The organism is Streptomyces phaeofaciens, from assembly GCF_014648915.1.
Taxonomy (GTDB): domain Bacteria; phylum Actinomycetota; class Actinomycetes; order Streptomycetales; family Streptomycetaceae; genus Streptomyces; species Streptomyces phaeofaciens.
Genome location: NZ_BMSA01000017.1, coordinates 62,645 through 80,555, shown reverse-complemented (window position 1 = coordinate 80,555; position 17,911 = coordinate 62,645). Strand labels below are relative to the sequence as shown.

At 73.2% G+C, this 17,911-nt stretch carries 19 protein-coding genes and 1 riboswitch; of the genes, 6 read left to right on the top strand and 13 right to left on the bottom strand.

Going from position 1 to position 17,911, the window contains the following annotated elements; genetic code table 11:
- Positions 1–35: 35 nt before the first annotated feature.
- Positions 36–2,603: an ABC transporter permease gene (locus tag IE275_RS26500; protein WP_189713921.1), complete on the bottom strand. Its 2,568-nt coding sequence runs from the start codon at positions 2,601–2,603 to the stop codon at positions 36–38.
- A gap of 4 nt (positions 2,604–2,607) precedes the next feature.
- Positions 2,608–3,411, bottom strand: a complete 804-nt coding sequence (locus IE275_RS26495) for an ABC transporter ATP-binding protein (protein ID WP_189713920.1) — start codon at positions 3,409–3,411, stop codon at positions 2,608–2,610.
- Positions 3,412–3,559: 148 nt separating this feature from the next.
- Here IE275_RS26495 and IE275_RS26490 point away from each other — a divergent pair, with 148 nt between their 5' ends.
- Together IE275_RS26490 and IE275_RS26485 are read left to right on the top strand one after the other, a co-directional pair.
- Complete coding sequence (locus IE275_RS26490) at positions 3,560–3,838, top strand: toxin-antitoxin system HicB family antitoxin (protein ID WP_189713919.1); 279 nt, start codon at positions 3,560–3,562, stop codon at positions 3,836–3,838.
- Positions 3,839–3,842: 4 nt separating this feature from the next.
- Entirely contained in the window at positions 3,843–4,217 is a 375-nt protein-coding gene (locus IE275_RS26485) for a fic family toxin-antitoxin system, toxin component (protein WP_189713918.1), read from the top strand.
- On the opposite strand, the gene IE275_RS26480 is transcribed toward IE275_RS26485, so the two are convergent.
- Positions 4,212–4,889: a class I SAM-dependent methyltransferase gene (locus IE275_RS26480; RefSeq protein WP_189713917.1), complete on the bottom strand. Its 678-nt coding sequence runs from the start codon at positions 4,887–4,889 to the stop codon at positions 4,212–4,214. The genes IE275_RS26485 and IE275_RS26480 overlap by 6 nt on opposite strands.
- 91 nt (positions 4,890–4,980) lie before the next feature.
- Positions 4,981–5,667: an esterase/lipase family protein gene (locus IE275_RS26475; protein ID WP_189713916.1), complete on the bottom strand. Its 687-nt coding sequence runs from the start codon at positions 5,665–5,667 to the stop codon at positions 4,981–4,983.
- A 118-nt stretch (positions 5,668–5,785) separates the two neighbouring features.
- On the opposite strand from IE275_RS26475, the gene IE275_RS26470 reads away from it, so the two are divergent.
- Positions 5,786–8,044 (top strand): helix-turn-helix domain-containing protein, encoded by a 2,259-nt coding sequence (locus IE275_RS26470; protein WP_229870599.1) that lies wholly within the window; start codon positions 5,786–5,788, stop codon positions 8,042–8,044.
- An 8-nt stretch (positions 8,045–8,052) separates the two neighbouring features.
- Here the strand turns inward: IE275_RS26470 and bioD are convergent, their stop codons facing one another.
- The 3 genes from bioD to bioB are packed head-to-tail and all read right to left on the bottom strand — an operon-like array spanning position 8,053 to position 11,289.
- Positions 8,053–8,772 (bottom strand): dethiobiotin synthase, encoded by a 720-nt coding sequence (gene bioD, locus IE275_RS26465; RefSeq protein WP_189713914.1) that lies wholly within the window; start codon positions 8,770–8,772, stop codon positions 8,053–8,055.
- Between the two features lie 2 nt (positions 8,773–8,774).
- Positions 8,775–10,055: an adenosylmethionine--8-amino-7-oxononanoate transaminase gene (locus IE275_RS26460; protein ID WP_189713913.1), complete on the bottom strand. Its 1,281-nt coding sequence runs from the start codon at positions 10,053–10,055 to the stop codon at positions 8,775–8,777.
- Positions 10,048–11,289, bottom strand: coding sequence for a biotin synthase BioB (gene bioB / locus IE275_RS26455; RefSeq protein ID WP_189713912.1), 1,242 nt, complete (start codon positions 11,287–11,289; stop codon positions 10,048–10,050). The genes IE275_RS26460 and bioB overlap by 8 nt, the downstream gene beginning before the upstream one ends.
- 148 nt (positions 11,290–11,437) lie before the next feature.
- On the opposite strand from bioB, the gene IE275_RS26450 reads away from it, so the two are divergent.
- Positions 11,438–12,565, top strand: a complete 1,128-nt coding sequence (locus IE275_RS26450; protein WP_189713911.1) for an 8-amino-7-oxononanoate synthase — start codon at positions 11,438–11,440, stop codon at positions 12,563–12,565.
- Between the two features lie 47 nt (positions 12,566–12,612).
- Here the strand turns inward: IE275_RS26450 and IE275_RS26445 are convergent, their stop codons facing one another.
- Both IE275_RS26445 and IE275_RS26440 read right to left on the bottom strand, forming a co-directional pair.
- Entirely contained in the window at positions 12,613–12,846 is a 234-nt protein-coding gene (locus IE275_RS26445) for a DUF397 domain-containing protein (RefSeq protein ID WP_189713910.1), read from the bottom strand.
- A gap of 9 nt (positions 12,847–12,855) precedes the next feature.
- Positions 12,856–13,716 carry a helix-turn-helix domain-containing protein gene (locus IE275_RS26440; protein ID WP_189713909.1) on the bottom strand — a complete coding sequence of 287 codons (861 nt, stop codon included), beginning with the start codon at positions 13,714–13,716 and terminating at the stop codon, positions 12,856–12,858.
- Between the two features lie 213 nt (positions 13,717–13,929).
- Between IE275_RS26440 and IE275_RS26435 the strand changes: the two genes are divergently transcribed.
- Positions 13,930–14,409 (top strand): ATP-binding protein, encoded by a 480-nt coding sequence (locus IE275_RS26435; protein WP_189713908.1) that lies wholly within the window; start codon positions 13,930–13,932, stop codon positions 14,407–14,409.
- A gap of 37 nt (positions 14,410–14,446) precedes the next feature.
- Here IE275_RS26435 and IE275_RS26430 read toward each other — a convergent pair whose 3' ends face one another.
- The 3 genes from IE275_RS26430 to IE275_RS26420 form a co-directional block, all read right to left on the bottom strand.
- A complete protein-coding gene (locus tag IE275_RS26430) occupies positions 14,447–14,920 on the bottom strand; it encodes a C40 family peptidase (protein ID WP_189713907.1) in 474 nt (157 codons plus the stop codon).
- Between the two features lie 3 nt (positions 14,921–14,923).
- Positions 14,924–15,094: riboswitch (cyclic di-AMP (ydaO/yuaA leader) on the bottom strand.
- Positions 15,095–15,475: 381 nt separating this feature from the next.
- Positions 15,476–15,781: a hypothetical protein gene (locus IE275_RS26425; protein ID WP_189713906.1), complete on the bottom strand. Its 306-nt coding sequence runs from the start codon at positions 15,779–15,781 to the stop codon at positions 15,476–15,478.
- Positions 15,782–15,788: 7 nt separating this feature from the next.
- Positions 15,789–16,424, bottom strand: coding sequence for an ATP-dependent Clp protease proteolytic subunit (locus tag IE275_RS26420; protein WP_189713905.1), 636 nt, complete (start codon positions 16,422–16,424; stop codon positions 15,789–15,791).
- Positions 16,425–16,497: 73 nt separating this feature from the next.
- On the opposite strand from IE275_RS26420, the gene IE275_RS26415 reads away from it, so the two are divergent.
- A complete protein-coding gene (locus IE275_RS26415) occupies positions 16,498–16,776 on the top strand; it encodes a type II toxin-antitoxin system Phd/YefM family antitoxin (protein WP_189713904.1) in 279 nt (92 codons plus the stop codon).
- 55 nt (positions 16,777–16,831) lie between these two features.
- Here IE275_RS26415 and IE275_RS26410 read toward each other — a convergent pair whose 3' ends face one another.
- Positions 16,832–17,818, bottom strand: a complete 987-nt coding sequence (locus IE275_RS26410) for an ABC transporter permease (protein WP_189713903.1) — start codon at positions 17,816–17,818, stop codon at positions 16,832–16,834.
- Positions 17,819–17,911: the final 93 nt, after the last annotated feature.

Sequence of the window (17,911 nt, the reverse complement as noted above, 5' to 3'; positions counted from 1 at the left end):
AGCGGTGACCGACTTGAGCATTCGTCGCGATTCCATCACTCGTGGGCGATCGCCGCCAGCACGTTCATGCGGGATGCACGCATCGCCGGGAGCAACGCTGCCACGACTCCAACGATCCCCGATCCGATCACCACCGCGACCACAGTGCCCCACGGGATGGCCAGTGCTTTCATGCCCTGGAGCGCCAGTACCTGCTGTATGCACACACCCCACACCAGGCCCAGCGCGAGCCCGAGCACGGCGCCGAACACCGCGATCACGACCGACTCCAGCCGGATCATCCGGCGCAGCTGCCGCCGGCCCAGTCCGATGGCGCGCAGCAGCCCGATCTCCCGGGTCCGCTCCACCACCGACAGGGCCAGGGTGTTGACCACGCCGAGCACCGCGATCACGATCGCCAGCCCGAGGAGCGCGTACACGAGGTACAGGAGCACGGCGATCTGATCGTGCACCAGCTTCTTGTAGTCGGCCTGGTCCCGCGCCTGCACCTGGGGGTACGGGTCGAGGGTCTTCTCCAGCCGCGGCCGCAGCTGGTCGGCGCCGGTCCCGGGGGCCGCGTTCACGTACAGCGCGGAGTCCTGGCCGCCCGGTACGTACTTCTCGACGGTCGCCATCCCGAAGAACAGCCCGCCCTGCATCCCGAACCCGTCCGCGGAGTCCTGGTCGGTGAGCGCGCCGACCTTCAGCGAGGTCGTGCGGTCGCCGGGGAACTCGACCGGGAGCACGCTGCCGATCCGTACGCCGTGGTCCTTCGCGAAGCCGGCGTCCATGCCGAGGGCGCCGTCGGCCAGCGCGGCCGCCGTGTCGCCCTCGGCGTAGGTGACATGGGCGACGTCGTCGACCCGGTCGTCGTACCCGGCGGCCGTCGTCTCGACCCGGTCCCCGTTCGGCAGTCGTACGGCGAGCGGCGCGAACCGCTGCCGTACGACGAGGCCGACGCCGTCGGTGGCGCGGACCGCGTCGGTGACCTCCTGGGAGAACGGGGTGAAGTTGGCGTTCTGGATCACGAAGTCGGCGCCGAGCGTCTTGTCGATCTGCTCGTCGAACGACTTGGACATCGACGCGCTCGCCACCGACATGCCGCCCACCAGCGCCAGGCCCACCATGAGCGCGGCCGCCGTGGCGCCCGTGCGGCGCGGGTTGCGCAGGGCGTTGCGCTGGCTCATCCGGCCGACCGGGCCGAACAGGGCGGGGAAGGCCCCGCCCAGCACCCGGATCACCGGGCGGACCAGGAGCGGGCCCGCGATGACGGTCGCGATCAGGGTCAGGACGACGCCCAGACCCAGCAGGGAGGCCGCCGACGCCGTCTCCGAGGAGGTCGCGCAGCCCACCAGCGCGGCCGCGCCGAGCGCCCCGACGACCGCCCCAACCACCGCGCGCACCTTCAGCGGCCGGCCCACCCCGGCGACGTCGGCGTCCGCGAGGGCCGCCATCGGCGAGACGGAGGCCGCGCGCCGGGCCGGGAGGTAGGCCGCCACGAAGGTGACGCCGACGCCGACGACGTACGCCGACACCGGGGTGGCCCAGCCGACGACCATCTCCGTGGTCTTCAGGTTCATGCCGAAGGCGCTCATCAGCTTGATCAGCCCGGCCGCCAGGCCGATGCCGGCCGCGAGCCCCAGTGTCGAGCCGACCAGCCCGAGCAGCACCGCCTCGGTGAGCACGGAGCGCCGGACCTGACGGCGGTCGGCGCCCAGCGCGCGCAGCAGGCCCAGTTCGCGGGTGCGCTGGGCGATCAGCATCGAGAAGGTGTTCACGATCAGGAACACACCGACCAGCACCGCGATCCCGGCGAAGCCGAGCATCACGTACTTGATGACGTCGAGGAACCCGCCCAGGGACTCCGCCGAGGACTCCGCCTGCTCGTCGGCCGTCTTCACCTCGTAGGACCCCGGGCCGAGCGCGGCACTCACCCGGCGCTTCAGCTCGGCGTCGGTCACGCCCGGGGCCGCGTCGACGGAGATGCTGGTGGCCCGGTCGGCGGAGCCGAGCAGTTCGCTCGCGGCGACCTTCGGGTCGAGGAAGACCAGTGCCGCGCCGGGGTTGGTGGTGGTGAAGGTGGCGATGCCGACGATCTTCACCCGGAAGGAGCCCGGCTGGGCCATCACGGTGAGCGTGTCGCCGATGCCGACGTGCTTCTTCTCGGCGGTGTCCGCGTCGAGCAGCGCCTCGCCGGCGCCGACCGGTGCGTGCCCGGAGGTGAGTTTCACGGGGCTGCGGTCGGTGACGTTCCAGTCGGCGGCGATGGTGGGGGCGCCGGTGGTCGGTCCGACGGACTTGTTCTCGCTGTCGACGACGGTGATGTTCTCCACGCCCACGTCCGGATGGGCGGAGGCGACCCCGTCGACGCGGGCCACCTCGGCGGCGAGGGCGGCGGGCACGGTCTGGACCGCGCCGGTCGGCACGGACGCGTTCAGGTCGTCCTTCGGCTCGACCGTGACGTCCGCCGCCGTGGACGCGAAGAGCCGGTCGAAGGTACGGGTCACCGTGTCCGAGAAGATCAGACTGCCCGCGACGAACGCCACGGACAGCACGACGGCGAGGGCCGACAGCAGCAGCCGGCCCTTGTGTGCGAGGAAACTCCTGAGTGTCGCCTTCAGCACCGGGTCACTCCTCCTCGGGGGCGGTGGCCTGGGTGCCGCTCCCGGAGAACAGGCGCATCCGCTCCAGCACCGCCTCCGCCGTGGGCTCGGCCATCTCGTCCACTATCCGGCCGTCCGCCAGGAAGAGGACCAGATCGGAGTGGGCGGCGGCGTTCGGGTCGTGGGTGACCATGACGACCGTCTGGCCCAGGCTGTCGACGGCCTCGCGCAGAATGCCGAGCACCTCCAGACCGGCCCGTGAGTCCAGGTTGCCGGTCGGCTCGTCCGCGAAGATCAGCTCGGGGCGGGAGGCGAGCGCCCGCGCGCAGGCCACCCGCTGCTGCTGGCCGCCGGAGAGCTGGGCGGGCCGGTGCTTCAGCCGGTCGCGCAGCCCCAGCGTGTCGATGATCTGGTCCAGCCACTTCCGGTCGGGCTTCTGCCCGGCGATGTCCATGGGAAGGGTGATGTTCTCGACCGCGTTCAGCGTCGGGATCAGGTTGAACGACTGGAACATGAACCCGATCCGGTCGCGCCGCAGCCGGGTCAGCTCGCGCTCCTTCAGCCCGGTGATCTCGGTGTCGCCGATCCACACCTCACCGGCCGACACGGTGTCCAGTCCCGCGAGGCAGTGCATCAGCGTGGACTTCCCCGAACCCGAGGGCCCCATGACCGCGGTGAACCGGCCGCGCGCGATGGCCACGTCCACCGAGTCCAGGGCGAGCACCGCCGTCTCGCCCGAGCCGTAGGCCTTGGTCAGCCCGCGGGCGCGGGCCGCGGTCCCGTCGGCCGTGGCCGTACCGGGGGCGGGCCCCGCAGCAGGTGTGGACAAGACTGCCTCCTCGCTCGCGCGGACTGGATCGGCTCGTTTCTTCCACTCTGTCCGGCCGAGAGTAGTGTGACCCGGCGCACACTCGGTATCACTTTTCGATTCCGGTGCGCCCTTGCCGCTGCTAGCGCCCCGGCGCTAGCGTCGAGACATGGCGAAGACCCAGCTGAACGTACGCGTCGACGAGGGCACGGCCCAGGCCGCCCGGGAGCGGGCCACGGCCCGCGGGATCAGCGTCAACCGCTACATCGAGGAGCTGGTCAGAAGGGACGCCGGAGAGATCGGGCACACCTTCGTGGAGGCCGCGGCCGACTTCATGAAGCAGTACGAGGGCGTCTTCGCCGAGGAATTCGACGGGGCTGCCCCCGCTCGGGCGAAGCCGGGAGCGGGCGAGGACCGCGAGGGCGGCCCGCGCGAAGGTCGCCGCTGATCCCTTGAACGACCTGCGGATCGACCTCGCCTGGCTGCTTATGCTCGCCGAACAGAAGACCCCGGGAGACCCCCAGGTCACGGACTGGGGCGCCCTGGTCGCGGCGGTCGCCCGCCACCGGGCCGAGATCTTCGACGTCCCCGTCTACGACGACCCGCCCGCCCGTGCGGCCGCGCTGCTCCAGCTCCTCATCCACGTCCCGGCGCTGGAGCGCTCCAACGCCCTTTTCGCCTGTGCCGTCGCGTACGCCTACCTCGTCGCCAGCGGCCTGAAGGTGGTCACCTCGCCCGAACAGGTCCGTGAACTGGCCCGGTCGGTCAAGAGCGGCGAGGTCTCCGTCCAGGAGATCGCGCAGGAGCTGCGCCGCTGGAGCCTATGAGGGCCGCACGGCACTGCCGAGCACACAGAAGGAGTACGGCATCCTCGGCCCGCCCTCGGGCAGCGACAGCCGCCGGTACGGCCCCAGCTCGAACCCCGCGTCCCGCAGCGCGCGGACCGTGTCGCGGGTGAGGTGACAGCCGCCGGCGAGCGAGGGCCACACCGTGCGGTCCAGCGCGCGCTGGGTCAGACGCATCGCCCCGCCGCCCCCCGGCCCGTGCTCCAGGAACCGCAGCTCGCCACCGGGCCGCAGCACCCGCCGCAGCTCGCCCAGGGCGCGGGGCACGTCCCGCACACTGCACAGCACCAGCGAGACCACCGCCGCGTCGAAGGCCTCGCTCTTGACCGGCAGCGCCTCCGCCACGCCCGGTACGACGTCGACGGGCACCTCGGCGCGCACCGCCGCCTCCAGCGCCAGCCGCCGCAGCCGGCGCTCCGGCTCGATCGCGACCACCTCGCAGACGGCGGCCGGATAGTGCGCGAAGTTCAGCCCGTTGCCCGCGCCGATCTCCACGACCCGGCCGGAGAGACCCGCCAGCAGCCGTTCCCGGACGGCCGACACGCCCCCGCGGGTCTCCGCGACGGCGCTGAACCGGGCGTAGCAGCGGGCGAACAGCGGATGGTGGACGGGATCACCGGACACCCGGCCGGAGCCGGCGGACCGTATCGGCATGGCGACCTCCCGGGCAGGACGGACCCACCCAGGATTCTGCCCCGTACGGCCCCGCCGCACCCCCGCTGCCCGCACGCGGAAGGCCGGCGCGCTACTGGACGAAGTCGCGCACCTGCTCGTAGACGCCCTGGTCGTCGTTCATGTCGGTGTGCGAGATGCACCCGACGCCGACGTTCGTGGCCCCGCTCAGCAGTGCCGAGGAGTCCGGGTTGATCGCCTCGTCGCAGTTCGACCAGTAGGTCGCGTACGACACGCTGCCCGGCGTCTCGTCACCGGAGTTGAGCGCCGTGAGGAAGGAACTGCCGGTGCTCATCTCGGCGCACGACGTGTACAGCCAGCTGCACAGCGAGGCGACCGACGTGCCGTGGTTGGTGCCGGCGACGGAGACGAAGTCGTCCACGTACGCCGTACCGCCGAGGTTCTTGAGGTAGTAGCGGGAGCTGAGCGCGCCCATGGAGTGGACGACCACGTCGACCTTGCTCGCACCGGTCCGGGCCAGCACGTTCTTGATCTCGGTGTTCAGCTGCGAGGCGGTCGTGACGTTCGACTGGGACCAGCTGTACGACCAGGCGTCCAGCTCGGCGGCCGTGTAGCCGTCGGCCTGGAAGTAGTCCACCCACTCGTCCCAGCTGCTCGACGAGCTGCTGATGCCGTGGACGAACACGATGGGGTTGTGGGTGGCCGCGTGTGCCGTGGGGGCGGAGACGGACAGTGACAGAAGGAGCGAGGGGACCACGGCCGCGACGGCCGTGGCGATGCGACGCTTGCCGCGCTGCATGATGCCTCCTGAAACGGGTGGGGTTGCCAGGAGTGTCCGGTCGGGTCTACGCGCGCCGCATCGGTGAAATCGCCGGTCTTTACGGTTCAATTAACTCGCCAGTAACGTCAGTTGTGTGGTGACTCCGGTGAACCCCCCACCTCTCGACCGCGCTTCGCCACCGCCGCCCACGGCCGCGGGGCCGCGCCCGGTCTCCGCGCTCCCCGAGGGCGTCCGGCTGCGCGTGCTGCGCCTGGTGCACGGCGACCCGCGCGCCGCCGCCGAACTCGCGGCGCGGCTCACCGAACAGCAGGCGGCCGGCCTCGACCCGCTGCCCACCGACCCCGCCGAGCTGGCCCCCGAGGTGCTGAGCGCCCACCGCCGGGAGATCCGCACCCTCCCGGACGACACCCGGCTGCTGCTCCTGCTCGCCGCCGCCGACCAGTACCCGGTGGCCACCCACGCCTTCCTGCGCGCCGTCGCCGCGGCCCGGCTCGACACCCGGCCCCTGGAGGCCGCCGAGACCGCCGGCATCGCCCACGCCACCGTGGGCGGGGTCGGCTTCCGTGACGCCTGGACCCGGATCGCCGTGTACGAGACGGCCGCGCCGGACGACCGGCGCGACGTCCACCGGCTGCTCGCCCGCGTGCTGCACGACGAGGCCGAGCGGCCCCGCCGCTCCTGGCACCGGGGCGCGGGCGCGCTCGGCCCCAGCGGACGCCTCGCGGCGGAACTGACGGCGTCGGCCGCCCGCGCCCGCCGGGCCGGCGACCCGCCGCTGGCCGCCGCCCTCACCGAACGCGCCGCCCTGCTCTCCCCGGACCCCCGCGACCGGTCCCGGCTCCTCGCCCACGCCGCCTCCGACGCCTGGCACGCCGGATCCCCCGACCGGGCCCGCACCCTGGCCGCCCGCACCCACACCGAACCCCTGACCGCCCTCCTCACCCTGCGGACGGGCCCGGCCGCGGAGGCCTTCGACGCCCTGGTGGCGGGGGCGGCCCGGTCGGCGCGACCGGAGGCGCCGGGCCGGGAGCCGGCCGGGGAGCCGGGCGCACGGCCCGCCCCCGTCGCCGCCGTACCGGCCGCCGCGCCCGTACCGGCCGCCGGCCACCTCCTCGCCCGGGCCGCCGAAGCCGCCGTCTACACCGGCGATCTGCGGCGGTGCCGGGAGGCGGTGGCGGTGGCCCGCGGGCTGGACATCGTGCCGCCGGGGCTGCTGGGCGGGATCGTCGCCGCCGTCGACGGACGGTACGAGGACGCGCGGGACCTGCTGGAGGCGACCGCCGGGCGCTGCGGACCGGGGGGCGACCCCACCGACCTCCTGCACGCGGGGATCGCCGCGCTGATGCTCGGGGACCACACCCGCGCCGCCACCGCCACCGTCCGCTCGGCGGCCGCCGCCCGCGCCCGGGGCGTCACGGACGCCGTCTCCCAGGCGATGGAGTTCCGCGCCTACGCCGACTTCTGGACCGGCCGTCCGCGCGCCGCCGAGGCCACCGCCCTCGACGCCCTGCGGCAGGCGTACACCACCGGGCAGGACAACGGCGCCTGCCACCTCCAGGCCGCCCTCGCCATGTTCGCCGCGCTCACCGGCGACGGCGACCTGTGCCGGGAGCGCGCGGCGGCGGCCCGGTCGCACGCCCTGACGCACGGGCTCGGGCTGCCCGCGGCGCTCGCCCAGTGGGCGCTCGCCTTCCTGGACCTAGGCGCCGGCCGTTTCGACGCCGCCGCGACCCGGCTGCGCGCCCTCGCGGCCTCGGGCCCCGGACACGGTCACCGGGCCATCCGCCACCTGGCCACCCCGCACTACGTCGAGGCGGCCGTCCGCACCGACGACACCCGGATAGCCCGGGCCGCGCACGCCGACTACGACCGCTGGGCCCGCGCCGTCGGCAGCCCCGACGACCTCGCGCTCAGCGCCCGCTGCCGGGCCCTGCTGACCCCGGGCGCCGACGCCGTCGAGCACTACCGCACCGCCCTCGACCTGCACGCCGACGGCACCCGTGCCTTCGAACGCGCCCGCACGGAACTGCTGTTCGGCAGCGCCCTGCGCAGGCTGCGGCACCGCGCGGAGGCCCGCGACCGGCTGCACAGCGCCCTGGAGGCGTTCGAGTCCTTCGGTGCCCCGTACTGCGCCGCGGGGGCCCGCGCGGAACTGCGGGCCCTCGGCGCCCCGGCCGGCCCGGCCCGCGCGACCGAGAGCCCGGCGGTCCGGCTGACCGCCCAGCAGATGCTGGTCGCCCGGATGGCCGCCGACGGCGCCACGAACCGCGAGATCGCGGCCCGCCTCGCCCTCAGCCCCCGCACCATCGACCACCACCTGCGAGGCGTCTTCACCCGCCTGGGCATCCGCTCCCGCATCGAACTCGTCCGCCTCCTCGCGGAGACGGAGGGTTAGGCGGAGAGTCAGGATCCCGTGGCCCGTACCCGGAACGCGTCCGCCTCCCAGGCCCCGTCCAGCCGTGGTGCCAGCCAACCGGGCGCCGCCGTACGGAAGTCGGCGGGCGACAGCGCGCCCACGCCCATCGGCAGCGCCCCCAGCAGCGGGGCGCCCGCGACGTCCGGGAGGTCGGTCACATTGCACCGCATCGCGAGATCCGGGGACTCGGGCCAGCCGCCGATCACCACGCCCAGCAACTCCACGCCCCGGAACCGCAGTTCACGAGCCGTCAGTTCGGTGGTGTTCAGCGTGCCCAGGCCCGCCGTGGCCACCACCAGCACGGGCGCCCGCAGCGCCTCGGCCGCGTCGGCCAGCGTCCCGCCCGCCTCGTCGAACCGCACGAGCAGCCCGCCCGCGCCCTCGACCAGCACCAGATCGTGGTCCACGGCCAGCTTCTGCGCCGCCTCGACGACGTCGTAGGGCCGCACCGGCGCCAGACCCGCCCGCCGGGCCGCCGTGCCGGGCGCCAACGGCTCGGGATAGCGCGCCAGTTCGGCCGTCGTCACCCCGCCCGCGAGCCGTGCGACCTCGTCCGCGTCCCCGCGCTCCGCGGGCCCGACGCCGGTCTGCGCGGCCTTCAGGACGGCCACCGAACGGCCCGCCGCGAGCGCGCAGGCGGCGACGGCCGCCGTCGTGACGGTCTTGCCGACCTCCGTGCCCGTCCCCGTGATCACCAGGATCGGCATGTTCATCCCTCCCGTGCCGCCGCGCACACGGCGCGCGCGATCCGTGCCAGGTCGGCGTCACCGGTGACGTACGGCGGCATCGTGTAGATCAGGTCGCGGAACGGCCGCAGCCAGACACCCTCGCGCACGGCGGCCGCGGTGGCGGCCCGCATGTCCACCTCGTGGTCGAGCTGCACGACCCCGATGGCCCCGAGGACCCGGACGTCCCGCACCCCGGGGAGTTCGGCGGCCGGCGCCAGCCCCTCCCGCAGCCCGGTCTCGATCCGTTTGACCTCCGTGAGCCAGTCCTGGCCCAGCAGCAGTTCGATCGAGGCGCAGGCGACGGCCGCGGCGAGCGGGTTGCCCATGAACGTCGGACCGTGCGCCAGCACCGGCACCTCGCCCCGCGAGATCCCGTCGGCGACCCGGGCGGTGCACAGGGTCGCGGCCAGGGTGAGGTAGCCGCCGGTCAGCGCCTTGCCCACGCACATCACGTCCGGCGTCACCGCCGCGTGCTCCGCCGCGAACAACGCGCCCGTACGGCCGAAACCGGTCGCGATCTCGTCGAACACCAGCAGCACGTCGTGGGCGTCGCACGCCTCCCGCAGCACCCGCAGATACGCGGGGGAGTGGAACCGCATTCCCCCCGCGCCCTGCACCACCGGCTCCACGATCACCGCGGCCAGCTCACCGGCGTGCCGCTCGATCGCCGTGCGCAGCCGGTCGGCGTAGGCCTCCTCGTAGTCCACCGGCGGCGCGTCCACGAAGGCCTGGCGGGGCAGTACCCCGGTCCACAGGTCGTGCATCCCGCCGTCGGGGTCGCACACGGACATCGGCTGCCAGGTGTCGCCGTGGTAGCCGCCGCGCCACGTCAGCAGCCGCTGCTTCTCCGGGCGGCCCAGCGAACGCCAGTACTGGAGGCACATCTTGACCGCGACCTCGACCGACACCGACCCCGAGTCGGCCAGGAACACATGCTCAAGACCCTCGGGTGACATGTCGACAAGGTGCTTCGCCAGCCGTACGGCGGGCTCGTGCGTGAGCCCGCCGAACATGACGTGGCTCATCCGGCCGAGCTGCTCGCGCGCGGCCTCGTTGAGCACCGGGTGGTTGTAGCCGTGGATCGCCGACCACCAGGACGACATCCCGTCGACCAGCTCGCCCGAGCCGTCCGCCAGCCGCAGCCGGACCCCGCTCGCCGATTCCACGACGAGCGGTTCGGCCCGGCCGGGCATCGGCCCGTAAGGGTGCCAGACATGCCGCCGGTCCAGCTCCAGCAGCTCGGCGACGGGCAGCTCAGGCATTGGGCGCGAGATCCGTGCCCGTGCCCCGGCGGCGTACGGCGACCAGGTCCGTGCGCGCCTCGCCGGCCACCGGAGCGGCCACCGGAGCGGCGGACTCCGCCGGCGCGGCGGCCGCGGCGGAACCGCACACACCGCCGCCCTCGTGCGACCCGCAGCCCGCGCTCTCGTGGCCCCCGCACCCGGAGCCGCAGCCGGCCTCGGCGTGCGACCCGCAGCCGCCGCCCGCGGCCGCCCGGTGCTCCGGCAGCGTGACCTCGCCCGCGCCCTCCACCTCGAAGCCGGCGTCCGCGATCATCTCCAGGTCGGCCTTGCCGGCCTGGCCCTCGCTGGTGAGGTAGTCACCGAGGAAGATCGAGTTGGCCAGGTTCAGGGCGAGCGGCTGCATGGTGCGCAGATGGACCTCGCGGCCGCCCGCGATGCGCACCTCGACGTCCGGGCAGACGAACCGGACCATCGCCAGGATGCGCAGACAGCGCTGCGGCGTGAGGTTCCACTCCTTGGCGAGCGGGGTGCCCTCGAACGGGATGAGGAAGTTGACCGGCACCGAGTCCGGGTCCAGCGAGCGCAGCGAGAAGACCACGTCCACCAGGTCCTCGTCCGACTCGCCCATGCCGGCGATCAGGCCGGAGCAGGCCGAGAGCCCCGCCGCGTGCGCCTTCTGCACCGTGTCCACCCGGTCGGCGTACGTGTGGGTGGTCGTGATGTCCCCGTACGTCGCTTCGGACGTGTTCAGGTTGTGGTTGTAGGCGTCCGCGCCGGCCTCGCGCAGCCGTTCGGCCTGGCCGTCGGAGAGCAGGCCCAGACAGGCGCACACCTCGACGTCCTCGTTCTGGTCCTTGATGGTCTTGATGGTCTCGGAGACCCGGTCCACGTCCCGGTCCGTCGGGCCGCGCCCGGACGCCACCAGACACACCCGCTTCGCGCCCCCGGCGAGCCCTGCCGCCGCGGCCTGGGACGCCTCGTCGGGCTTCAGCCACGTGTACTTCAGGATCCCGGCGGTCGAGCCGAGCCGCTGGGAGCAGTACGAGCAGTCCTCGGGGCAGAGCCCCGACTTCATGTTGATGAGGTAGTTCAGTTTCACCCGTCGCCCGAACCAGTGCCGACGCACCTTCCCGGCCGCGGCCACCACGTCCAGCACGTCGTCGTCGGAAGTGGCGAGGACGGCCAGTGCTTCCTCGCGGGTCGGCATCTCGCGCCGAAGCCCCTTGTCCACCAGCGTGTTCAGCAGGTCCATGAGAGCCGATCCTGTCCTACCGACCCGCCTCGGGCCAAGGTAGGGATCACACAACACACCCGGTTCGACGTGTGGGTATTGCCACACCGTGGGTAGCGGTAGCTGACGCTAGGGTCTGTCCGCTACCTACAAAAGCCCCGGAGGAGCCATGGCGTTCGGCTGGATCGACGAGCAGGCGGAGCTGCGCCGCCGGGCAGGTCTCGTACGGACCCTGCGGCCCCGGCCGGCCGAGTCGCCGCTGCTCGATCTCGCGAGCAACGACTACCTCGGCCTGGCCCGCCATCCGGAGGTCACCGAGGGGGCCGCGGCGGCCGCCCGGACCTGGGGCGGCGGCGCGACCGGCTCGCGGCTGGTCACCGGCACCACCGAGCTGCACGGCGAGCTGGAGCGGGAGCTGGCGGACTTCTGCGGCTTCGAGGCCGCGCTGGTCTTCTCCTCCGGGTACGCGGCCAACCTCGCCGCGGTCACCGCGCTGGCCCCGCACGGCTCCCTGATCGTCTCCGACGCGGGCAACCACGCCTCGCTCATCGACGGCTGCCGGCTGGCCCGGGGTACCACCCAGGTCGTCGCGCACGCCGACCCGGACGCGGTGCGCAAGGCGCTCGGCACGCACGACGGCCCCGCCGTGGCCGTCTCCGACACGGTCTTCTCGGTGGACGGCGACGCCGCCCCGCTGGCCGCCCTCGCGGCCGCCTGCCGGGAGCACGGGGCCGGGCTGGTCGTCGACGACGCGCACGGCCTCGGCGTGCTCGGCGCCGGCGGCCGGGGCGCCCCGGCCGCGGCGGGGCTCGCGGGCGCGGACGACGTGGTCGTGACGGTCACGCTGTCCAAGTCGCTGGGCAGCCAGGGCGGTGCCGTGCTCGGCCCCGCGCGGGTCGTCGACCACCTGGTCAACGCGGCCCGGACGTTCATCTTCGACACCGGCCTCGCCCCGGCGGCGGCGGGCGCGGCCCTCGCGGCCCTGCGGCTGCTGCGCCGTGAGCCGCAGCGGGCGGCACGCGCGCGTGCGGTGGCGGACGAGCTGTACACCCGGCTGACGGCGGCGGGCCTGGAGGCCGTACGGCCGGACGCCGCGGTGGTCTCCGTGCGCGCCCCGTCCCCGGAGAAGGCCGTGCGGTGGGCGGCGGACTGCCGGGCGGCCGGACTGGCCGTGGGCTGCTTCCGTCCGCCGTCCGTGCCCGACGGCGTCTCACGCCTCAGGCTGACCGCTCGTGCGGACCTCTCCGGGGCCGAGCTGGAACGCGCTGTACGGGTGATCGACGAGACACGACCATGAGTCGGCGTGACACGGCCGTGGGTCGCCGCTGACGGATCAGAGCGTGCTCAGTGGAACGCGGCCGTGAATCCCGACCAGCTCTCGGGGGAGAAGAGCAGGGCGGGTCCGGCCGGGTCCTTGGAGTCGCGTACGGCGAGCAGTCCGGCCCATGGTCCCGCGGCCGGACGGGTGGTCTCGACGCAGTTGTTCGCTCCCGTGCTGTAGCTGCTGCGCAGCCAGCGCACGCCGGGGAGATGGTGGGGATCGGTGCTGGAGGGGACGTTCCGAGGCAGTGCCGTCATGGTGCCTCCTTACGCGCCGTCGGCCAGCGCGGCGAGGTGATGGAGTGTGTCCTCGGGCGAAAGGGCCTGCGCCCTGAGGGCGTTGAAGGCCTCCGTGTAAGCCTGGAGGTCTTCTTTCCGTTCGAGATAGAGGCTACTCGTCAAGTGGTCGAGTACAACCACATCCAGATCAGAAGTGCTCGAAAATGACAAGATAACGAAAGGGCCGGTTACTCCGATGTGCGCGCCCGCGGCGAACGGCAGTACCTGGAGCCGGACTTGGGGCAGTCGCGCCGCCTCCGCCAGCCGGCGGAGCTGGTCCGCCATCACCTCGGGACCGCCCACCTCCCGCCGCAGGACCGCCTCGTCCAGCACCGCGCTCAGCTCCAGCGGCGGGGTGCCGCGCAGCACGTCCTGGCGGGCCAGCCGCACCTCCACCAGACGGTCGAGCTGCCCCTCGTCGACCCCCTCGACCGCGGCCCCGGTCACGGCGCGCGCGTACGCGGGCGTCTGGAGCAGTCCCGGGACGACCGTCGTCTCCAGCGTGCGCATCGCGGTGGCCTGGGACTCCAGGCTGATGAAGTCCCGGTACGCGGGGGGCAGGATCCCGCGGTAGGCGTGCCACCAGTGGTCGCGCTCCCCGTCACCGTCGGAGCCCGCCAGCGCCAGCATCAGCTCGCGCAGTTGCGGATCGGCCACTCCGTAGGCGTCGAGCAGTAACCGGACATCGGCCGGTTTGGCACCGCTGGTGCCCGTCTCGATGCGGCTCACCTTCGACTGGTGCCAGCCTACGAGCCGGGCCGCCTCACCGCTCGTGAGAGCGGCCCGAGTGCGCAGGGTGCGCAGTTCGGCGCCCAGTTTCCGGCGGCGTACCGCGGGACCGTGCTGCATGGGCTCCTCCTTACTCCTCACGGGACGTCCCGATACAGTCCGCCCTGGCAGAGTTCACCGCATCGGGCGACAGATATATGCATATCTTGGTGGATCGCCCCCCGTGACGGGTCCCGTGATGGCAGTCTGGCGGCGAAGCACCAGTCCGGGACCGTACTCGAACCATCCGCACCGTGTCGGACCCCGGTCCCGTGGGAAAGGGACGACGTCGCCATGGCAGACCACCTGGAAGCATCCGTCACTCTGCCGAGCGATCCCGCCTCGGTCTCCACGGCCCGCGGCTTCGTGGCCGACACGCTCGGGGAATGGGGTCTGCCCCAGGACTCGGAGGCGGCCGACACCATCGTGCTGATCGTCTCCGAACTCGCCACCAACGCCGTACAGCACACCTTCGGCCAGTCACCCACCTTCACGGTGGACCTGGCCCTCGACCATGACGAACAGTTGCGCATCGGCGTCACCGACAGCCATCCGCGCTTCCCCAAACGACTGCCGGCCGCCGTCCAGCAGGACAACGGCCGAGGCATGGTGATCATTCGCTGGCTGACCGCCGAGTGCGGCGGAAAGCTCGGGGTGCGCCCCACGCGCGAGGGCGGCAAGACGGTCATCGTCCAGCTTCCGTGGAGCATCCCGGCGGAGCCGGTGGCGGGCGCGATGGCCGCCCCGCGGGAGGGCGAGATCCCGGGGCGGTGAACGGCGTGTCAGGGATGCCGTCACCGCCCCGGGAGACTCAGCGAACCCGCCCGTACCAGACGCTCTTGGTCCAGATCTTCTGGAGCTTCACCACGTCCCCGGTCTTCGGGGAGTGCCAGATCTTGCCCTTACCCGCGTAGATGCCCACGTGGTAGACGCTCGACCCCGAATGGAAGAACACGAGGTCCCCGGCCTTGCGGCCGGACGCCGAGATGTGGCGGGTCTTGTTGTACTGCTGGGCCGCCGTACGCGGCAGCGTCTTGCCCGCCTTCTTGTACGAGTACTGCGTCAGCCCGGAGCAGTCGAACCTCCTCGGGCCGGTGGCGCCGTACTTGTACGGGGCACCCTTCTTCGACGCCGCGATCTGGAGCGCCTTGGTCGCGGGCGTGGCGGCCGCGGCGTCGGATGCGACACCCGGCACCACGATCGACCCGCCGACGGCGGCGATGGCGAAAGCCGAGGCCGTACCGGCCCGAGCCATGAGCGACGGGACACGATTCAGCGCAGTCATGCGCAACCCTTCGTCAGCCGCCTGTGAAGGATGACCTGTCGGATTCGGGCTGACAAAGTTGCCCGGCCGCTGACGCGGCTTCACCCCAAGGGCTGCTCGGCCCGGTCATGGCGTGACCGTTCCGGCGACCCGTCGTGCTTGGGTCCTCCACTCCTGCCGATGCACTTCTGTCGACCGGTCATCCGGGCGGCGGCAGGACTCGGCGTCCGCCCGGACCGCCCCGCCGCTTGTGGCGGGGGCTTGTCGTCAGACAGGGATCTTGACTCACCGTTGACCGAAAATCCCAATGAAACCGGGGATTTGTGGGGTTACTCACCACTCACCCGTTCGGGTGGACACCCTGATGGGGGATCAGGTGTCAAGGGCGCCAAAGGGCCCCCGACCTGCGCTGGAACCCTTCATTCCGCCCCAGGGCGGGGGGTGTTGCGCAACTCCGGAGGGCTCCCGGCCGGACGGGTTCCTACGCCGAACGGGGGTAACCCGTCTGGTGCGTTTCAGCCCCGGTCCTGACGTCTCGTGCGGGGCGCGGACGGCCCGCTCCGGACCGTCCGCCCGTCAACTGTCCGAGCGCGGCGGCAGCGTGACACGCGCCGTCCGGCGCTCCCCGTCCAGGACGCGCAGCGCCCGCGCGAGCGTCGGCGCGTGCAGCTCGCTCTCGCCCCGCTGGTGCATCAGCGTCAGCGCGTCCCGCAGCTCGGTCGCCCTGGCCACCAGCGCCTGGGCGGCACGCAGCCCGCGGTAGGTGTCCCCGTGATGCGCGGGGTTGATCCGGCCGAGCAGGTCGACCACGTCGAGGTAACGGTCGATCAGCTCGGCCTCGGCCCGGGTCAGCGCGGGCAGCGGCGGCAGCTCGGGAACCATCGACGCCTCACCTCGCGCCCGGCGCGCCGGCCCGGCCCCGGCGGCTCGGCACCACCGCGTCCACCAGGCCGTACTCCACCGCCTCGGGCGCGGTCAGGATCCGTTCCCGCTCGATGTCCGCGTGCACCTGCTCCGGGGTGCGCCCGGTGTGCCGTACGAGCATCTCCTCCAGCAGGGCGCGGGTGCGGGCCAGCTCCTCGGCCCGCAGGACGAGGTCGCTCACCTGCCCCTCGGCCGGCTCGGGCAGCGACGGCCGGCGGATCACCGTCCGCGCGCCCGGCAGCGCGAACCGCTTGCCGGGCGTGCCCGCGGCCAGCAGCACCGCCGCGCACGAGCCGGCCCGGCCCAGGCAGACCGTCTCCACGTCGCAGGTGATGTGGCGGACCGTGTCGTAGAGCGCGGTCATCGCGCTGAAGGAGCCGCCGGGGGAGTTGATGTACAGCGCGATGTCCCGGTCCGGGTCCTTGTGCTCCAGGTACATGAACTGGGCCGTCACGTCGTTCGCCGCGGTGTCGTCGATCGGCGTCCCCAGGAGGACGATCCGCTCCTGAAGGAGCTTCGCGTACGGATCCGTCGTCCGGTGGCCGGAACTCGTGCGCTCGGTGAATTCGGGCAGGACGTGGCGGGCGGACAGTCGGCTCATCGGGAACCCCTCCTTGTACGTCGGGCGCATCTGTAAAAAATGTACAGGATGTACGTGACGTTAGAATGGGGTCATGGCCTACGAGATTCCGGTGACGCAAGCCAGGGCTGAACTCGCCGAGCTGATCAACCGTGTGGTGTACGGCGGTGAGCGCGTCGTCGTGACCCGGCACGGCAAGCCCCTCGTCGCCCTCGTCTCCGCCGCCGACCTGGAGCGGCTGGACGCGCTGGACCAGCCGGTGGAGGAGCCGGTGATCAGCGCCGTCTCCGGGGTCCGTGAGGTCGCCGCCGCGCCCCGCGAGCGGCAGCGGTTCGGGATCGCGGCGGAGCACCGGGGGCCGAACGCCACGTAGCGCACGACGAAGGCCGCGCACCCCGTGGTGCGCGGCCTTCGCGGCTGCCGGACGGTCAGGCGACGAGCGCGGGCTCGCGCTTCTCGGTGGGCCCGGTCCGGGTGTCCCGGGCCTTGAGCCGGGCCCCCAGCAGGATCGCGCTGAGGCCCAGCGCGGCCCACCAGACCAGCGTGAGGGCCGGACCGGTCGCCGCCGCGCCGTCGAAGTAGGACACCGAGCGCAGCAGGCTGGTCCCCGCGCCCGGCGGCAGCCACTGGCCGATCGCGCCGACCGGCTCGGGCAGCATCCGCGGCGCCGAGGCCGCCCCGGAGAAGGGGTTGCCGAGGAACATCACCACGAACGACACCAGGCCGATGCCGGCCTGGCCGAGGAGTGCCGCGCAGCCGGCCACCGCCGCGCTCACCGCCAGCGTCGACAGCCCGAACACCGCCGCCTCCGCCCACCAGTCGCCGGTGAGCGCCCCGAGCCAGCTGTGGGCCAGTGCCGCCGCGATCAGTCCGACCAGGCCGGCGGCGCCGGTCAGGGCGGCGACGGCGCGGACGCCGCGCAGCCCGAGCAGGGTCACCGCCGCGCCCGCCACGATGCCCGCCAGTGCCAGCGGGAGCACGCTCGCGTTCAGCACCGCGCCGCGCGGGTCGGCCGCCGGGGCCGCCACGACGTCCACCGTCTTCACCGGGGTGCCGTCGGCGGCCGCCTGCCCGCCCACCGCCTGCTGGAGCAGCTGGGCGACGAGCGGGCTCGCTGCCGAGGCGGTCAGCAGCTCGGGGCCCTGGGCCGTGACCACCACGGCGCCGTATACGGTCCGGTCCTCGATGGCCTCGCGGGCGGCCGGCTCGTCGGCGTAGTGATGGATCTCGAACGCGCCCTCGTGCGTGGCCAGCTGCTTCTCGACCTGCGCGGTGGCGGCGGCCGGTCCGGCCACGCCCAGCGGGAGGTCGCGCGGCGCCGTGCGGGCGGACGGCCAGGCGAAGGCCCACAGGGCCAGGGCGGCGAGGGTCGGGACGAGCAGGACGACGGCGATCAGGCGCCGGGTGGCGGGCATGGTCTTCCCCTGGGGTGCGTGGAGTTGCGGGACGGACGCCAAAAAGAAGGATCGTTCGTTTTGCGCGTGCTCCCACCGTCCCGCCGCGGCCGC

Coding starts and splice junctions, on each gene's coding strand:
- IE275_RS26490 (WP_189713919.1), top strand. CDS start 3,560: ATGGCGAAGACCCAGCTGAACGTACGCGTCGACGAGGGCACGGCCCAG.
- IE275_RS26480 (WP_189713917.1), bottom strand. CDS start 4,889: ATGCCGATACGGTCCGCCGGCTCCGGCCGGGTGTCCGGTGATCCCGTC.
- IE275_RS26475 (WP_189713916.1), bottom strand. CDS start 5,667: ATGCAGCGCGGCAAGCGTCGCATCGCCACGGCCGTCGCGGCCGTGGTC.
- bioD (WP_189713914.1), bottom strand. CDS start 8,772: ATGCCGATCCTGGTGATCACGGGGACGGGCACGGAGGTCGGCAAGACC.
- IE275_RS26460 (WP_189713913.1), bottom strand. CDS start 10,055: ATGCCTGAGCTGCCCGTCGCCGAGCTGCTGGAGCTGGACCGGCGGCAT.
- bioB (WP_189713912.1), bottom strand. CDS start 11,289: ATGGACCTGCTGAACACGCTGGTGGACAAGGGGCTTCGGCGCGAGATG.
- IE275_RS26450 (WP_189713911.1), top strand. CDS start 11,438: ATGGCGTTCGGCTGGATCGACGAGCAGGCGGAGCTGCGCCGCCGGGCA.
- IE275_RS26445 (WP_189713910.1), bottom strand. CDS start 12,846: ATGACGGCACTGCCTCGGAACGTCCCCTCCAGCACCGATCCCCACCAT.
- IE275_RS26440 (WP_189713909.1), bottom strand. CDS start 13,716: ATGCAGCACGGTCCCGCGGTACGCCGCCGGAAACTGGGCGCCGAACTG.
- IE275_RS26435 (WP_189713908.1), top strand. CDS start 13,930: ATGGCAGACCACCTGGAAGCATCCGTCACTCTGCCGAGCGATCCCGCC.
- IE275_RS26430 (WP_189713907.1), bottom strand. CDS start 14,920: ATGACTGCGCTGAATCGTGTCCCGTCGCTCATGGCTCGGGCCGGTACG.
- IE275_RS26425 (WP_189713906.1), bottom strand. CDS start 15,781: ATGGTTCCCGAGCTGCCGCCGCTGCCCGCGCTGACCCGGGCCGAGGCC.
- IE275_RS26420 (WP_189713905.1), bottom strand. CDS start 16,424: ATGAGCCGACTGTCCGCCCGCCACGTCCTGCCCGAATTCACCGAGCGC.
- IE275_RS26415 (WP_189713904.1), top strand. CDS start 16,498: ATGGCCTACGAGATTCCGGTGACGCAAGCCAGGGCTGAACTCGCCGAG.
- IE275_RS26410 (WP_189713903.1), bottom strand. CDS start 17,818: ATGCCCGCCACCCGGCGCCTGATCGCCGTCGTCCTGCTCGTCCCGACC.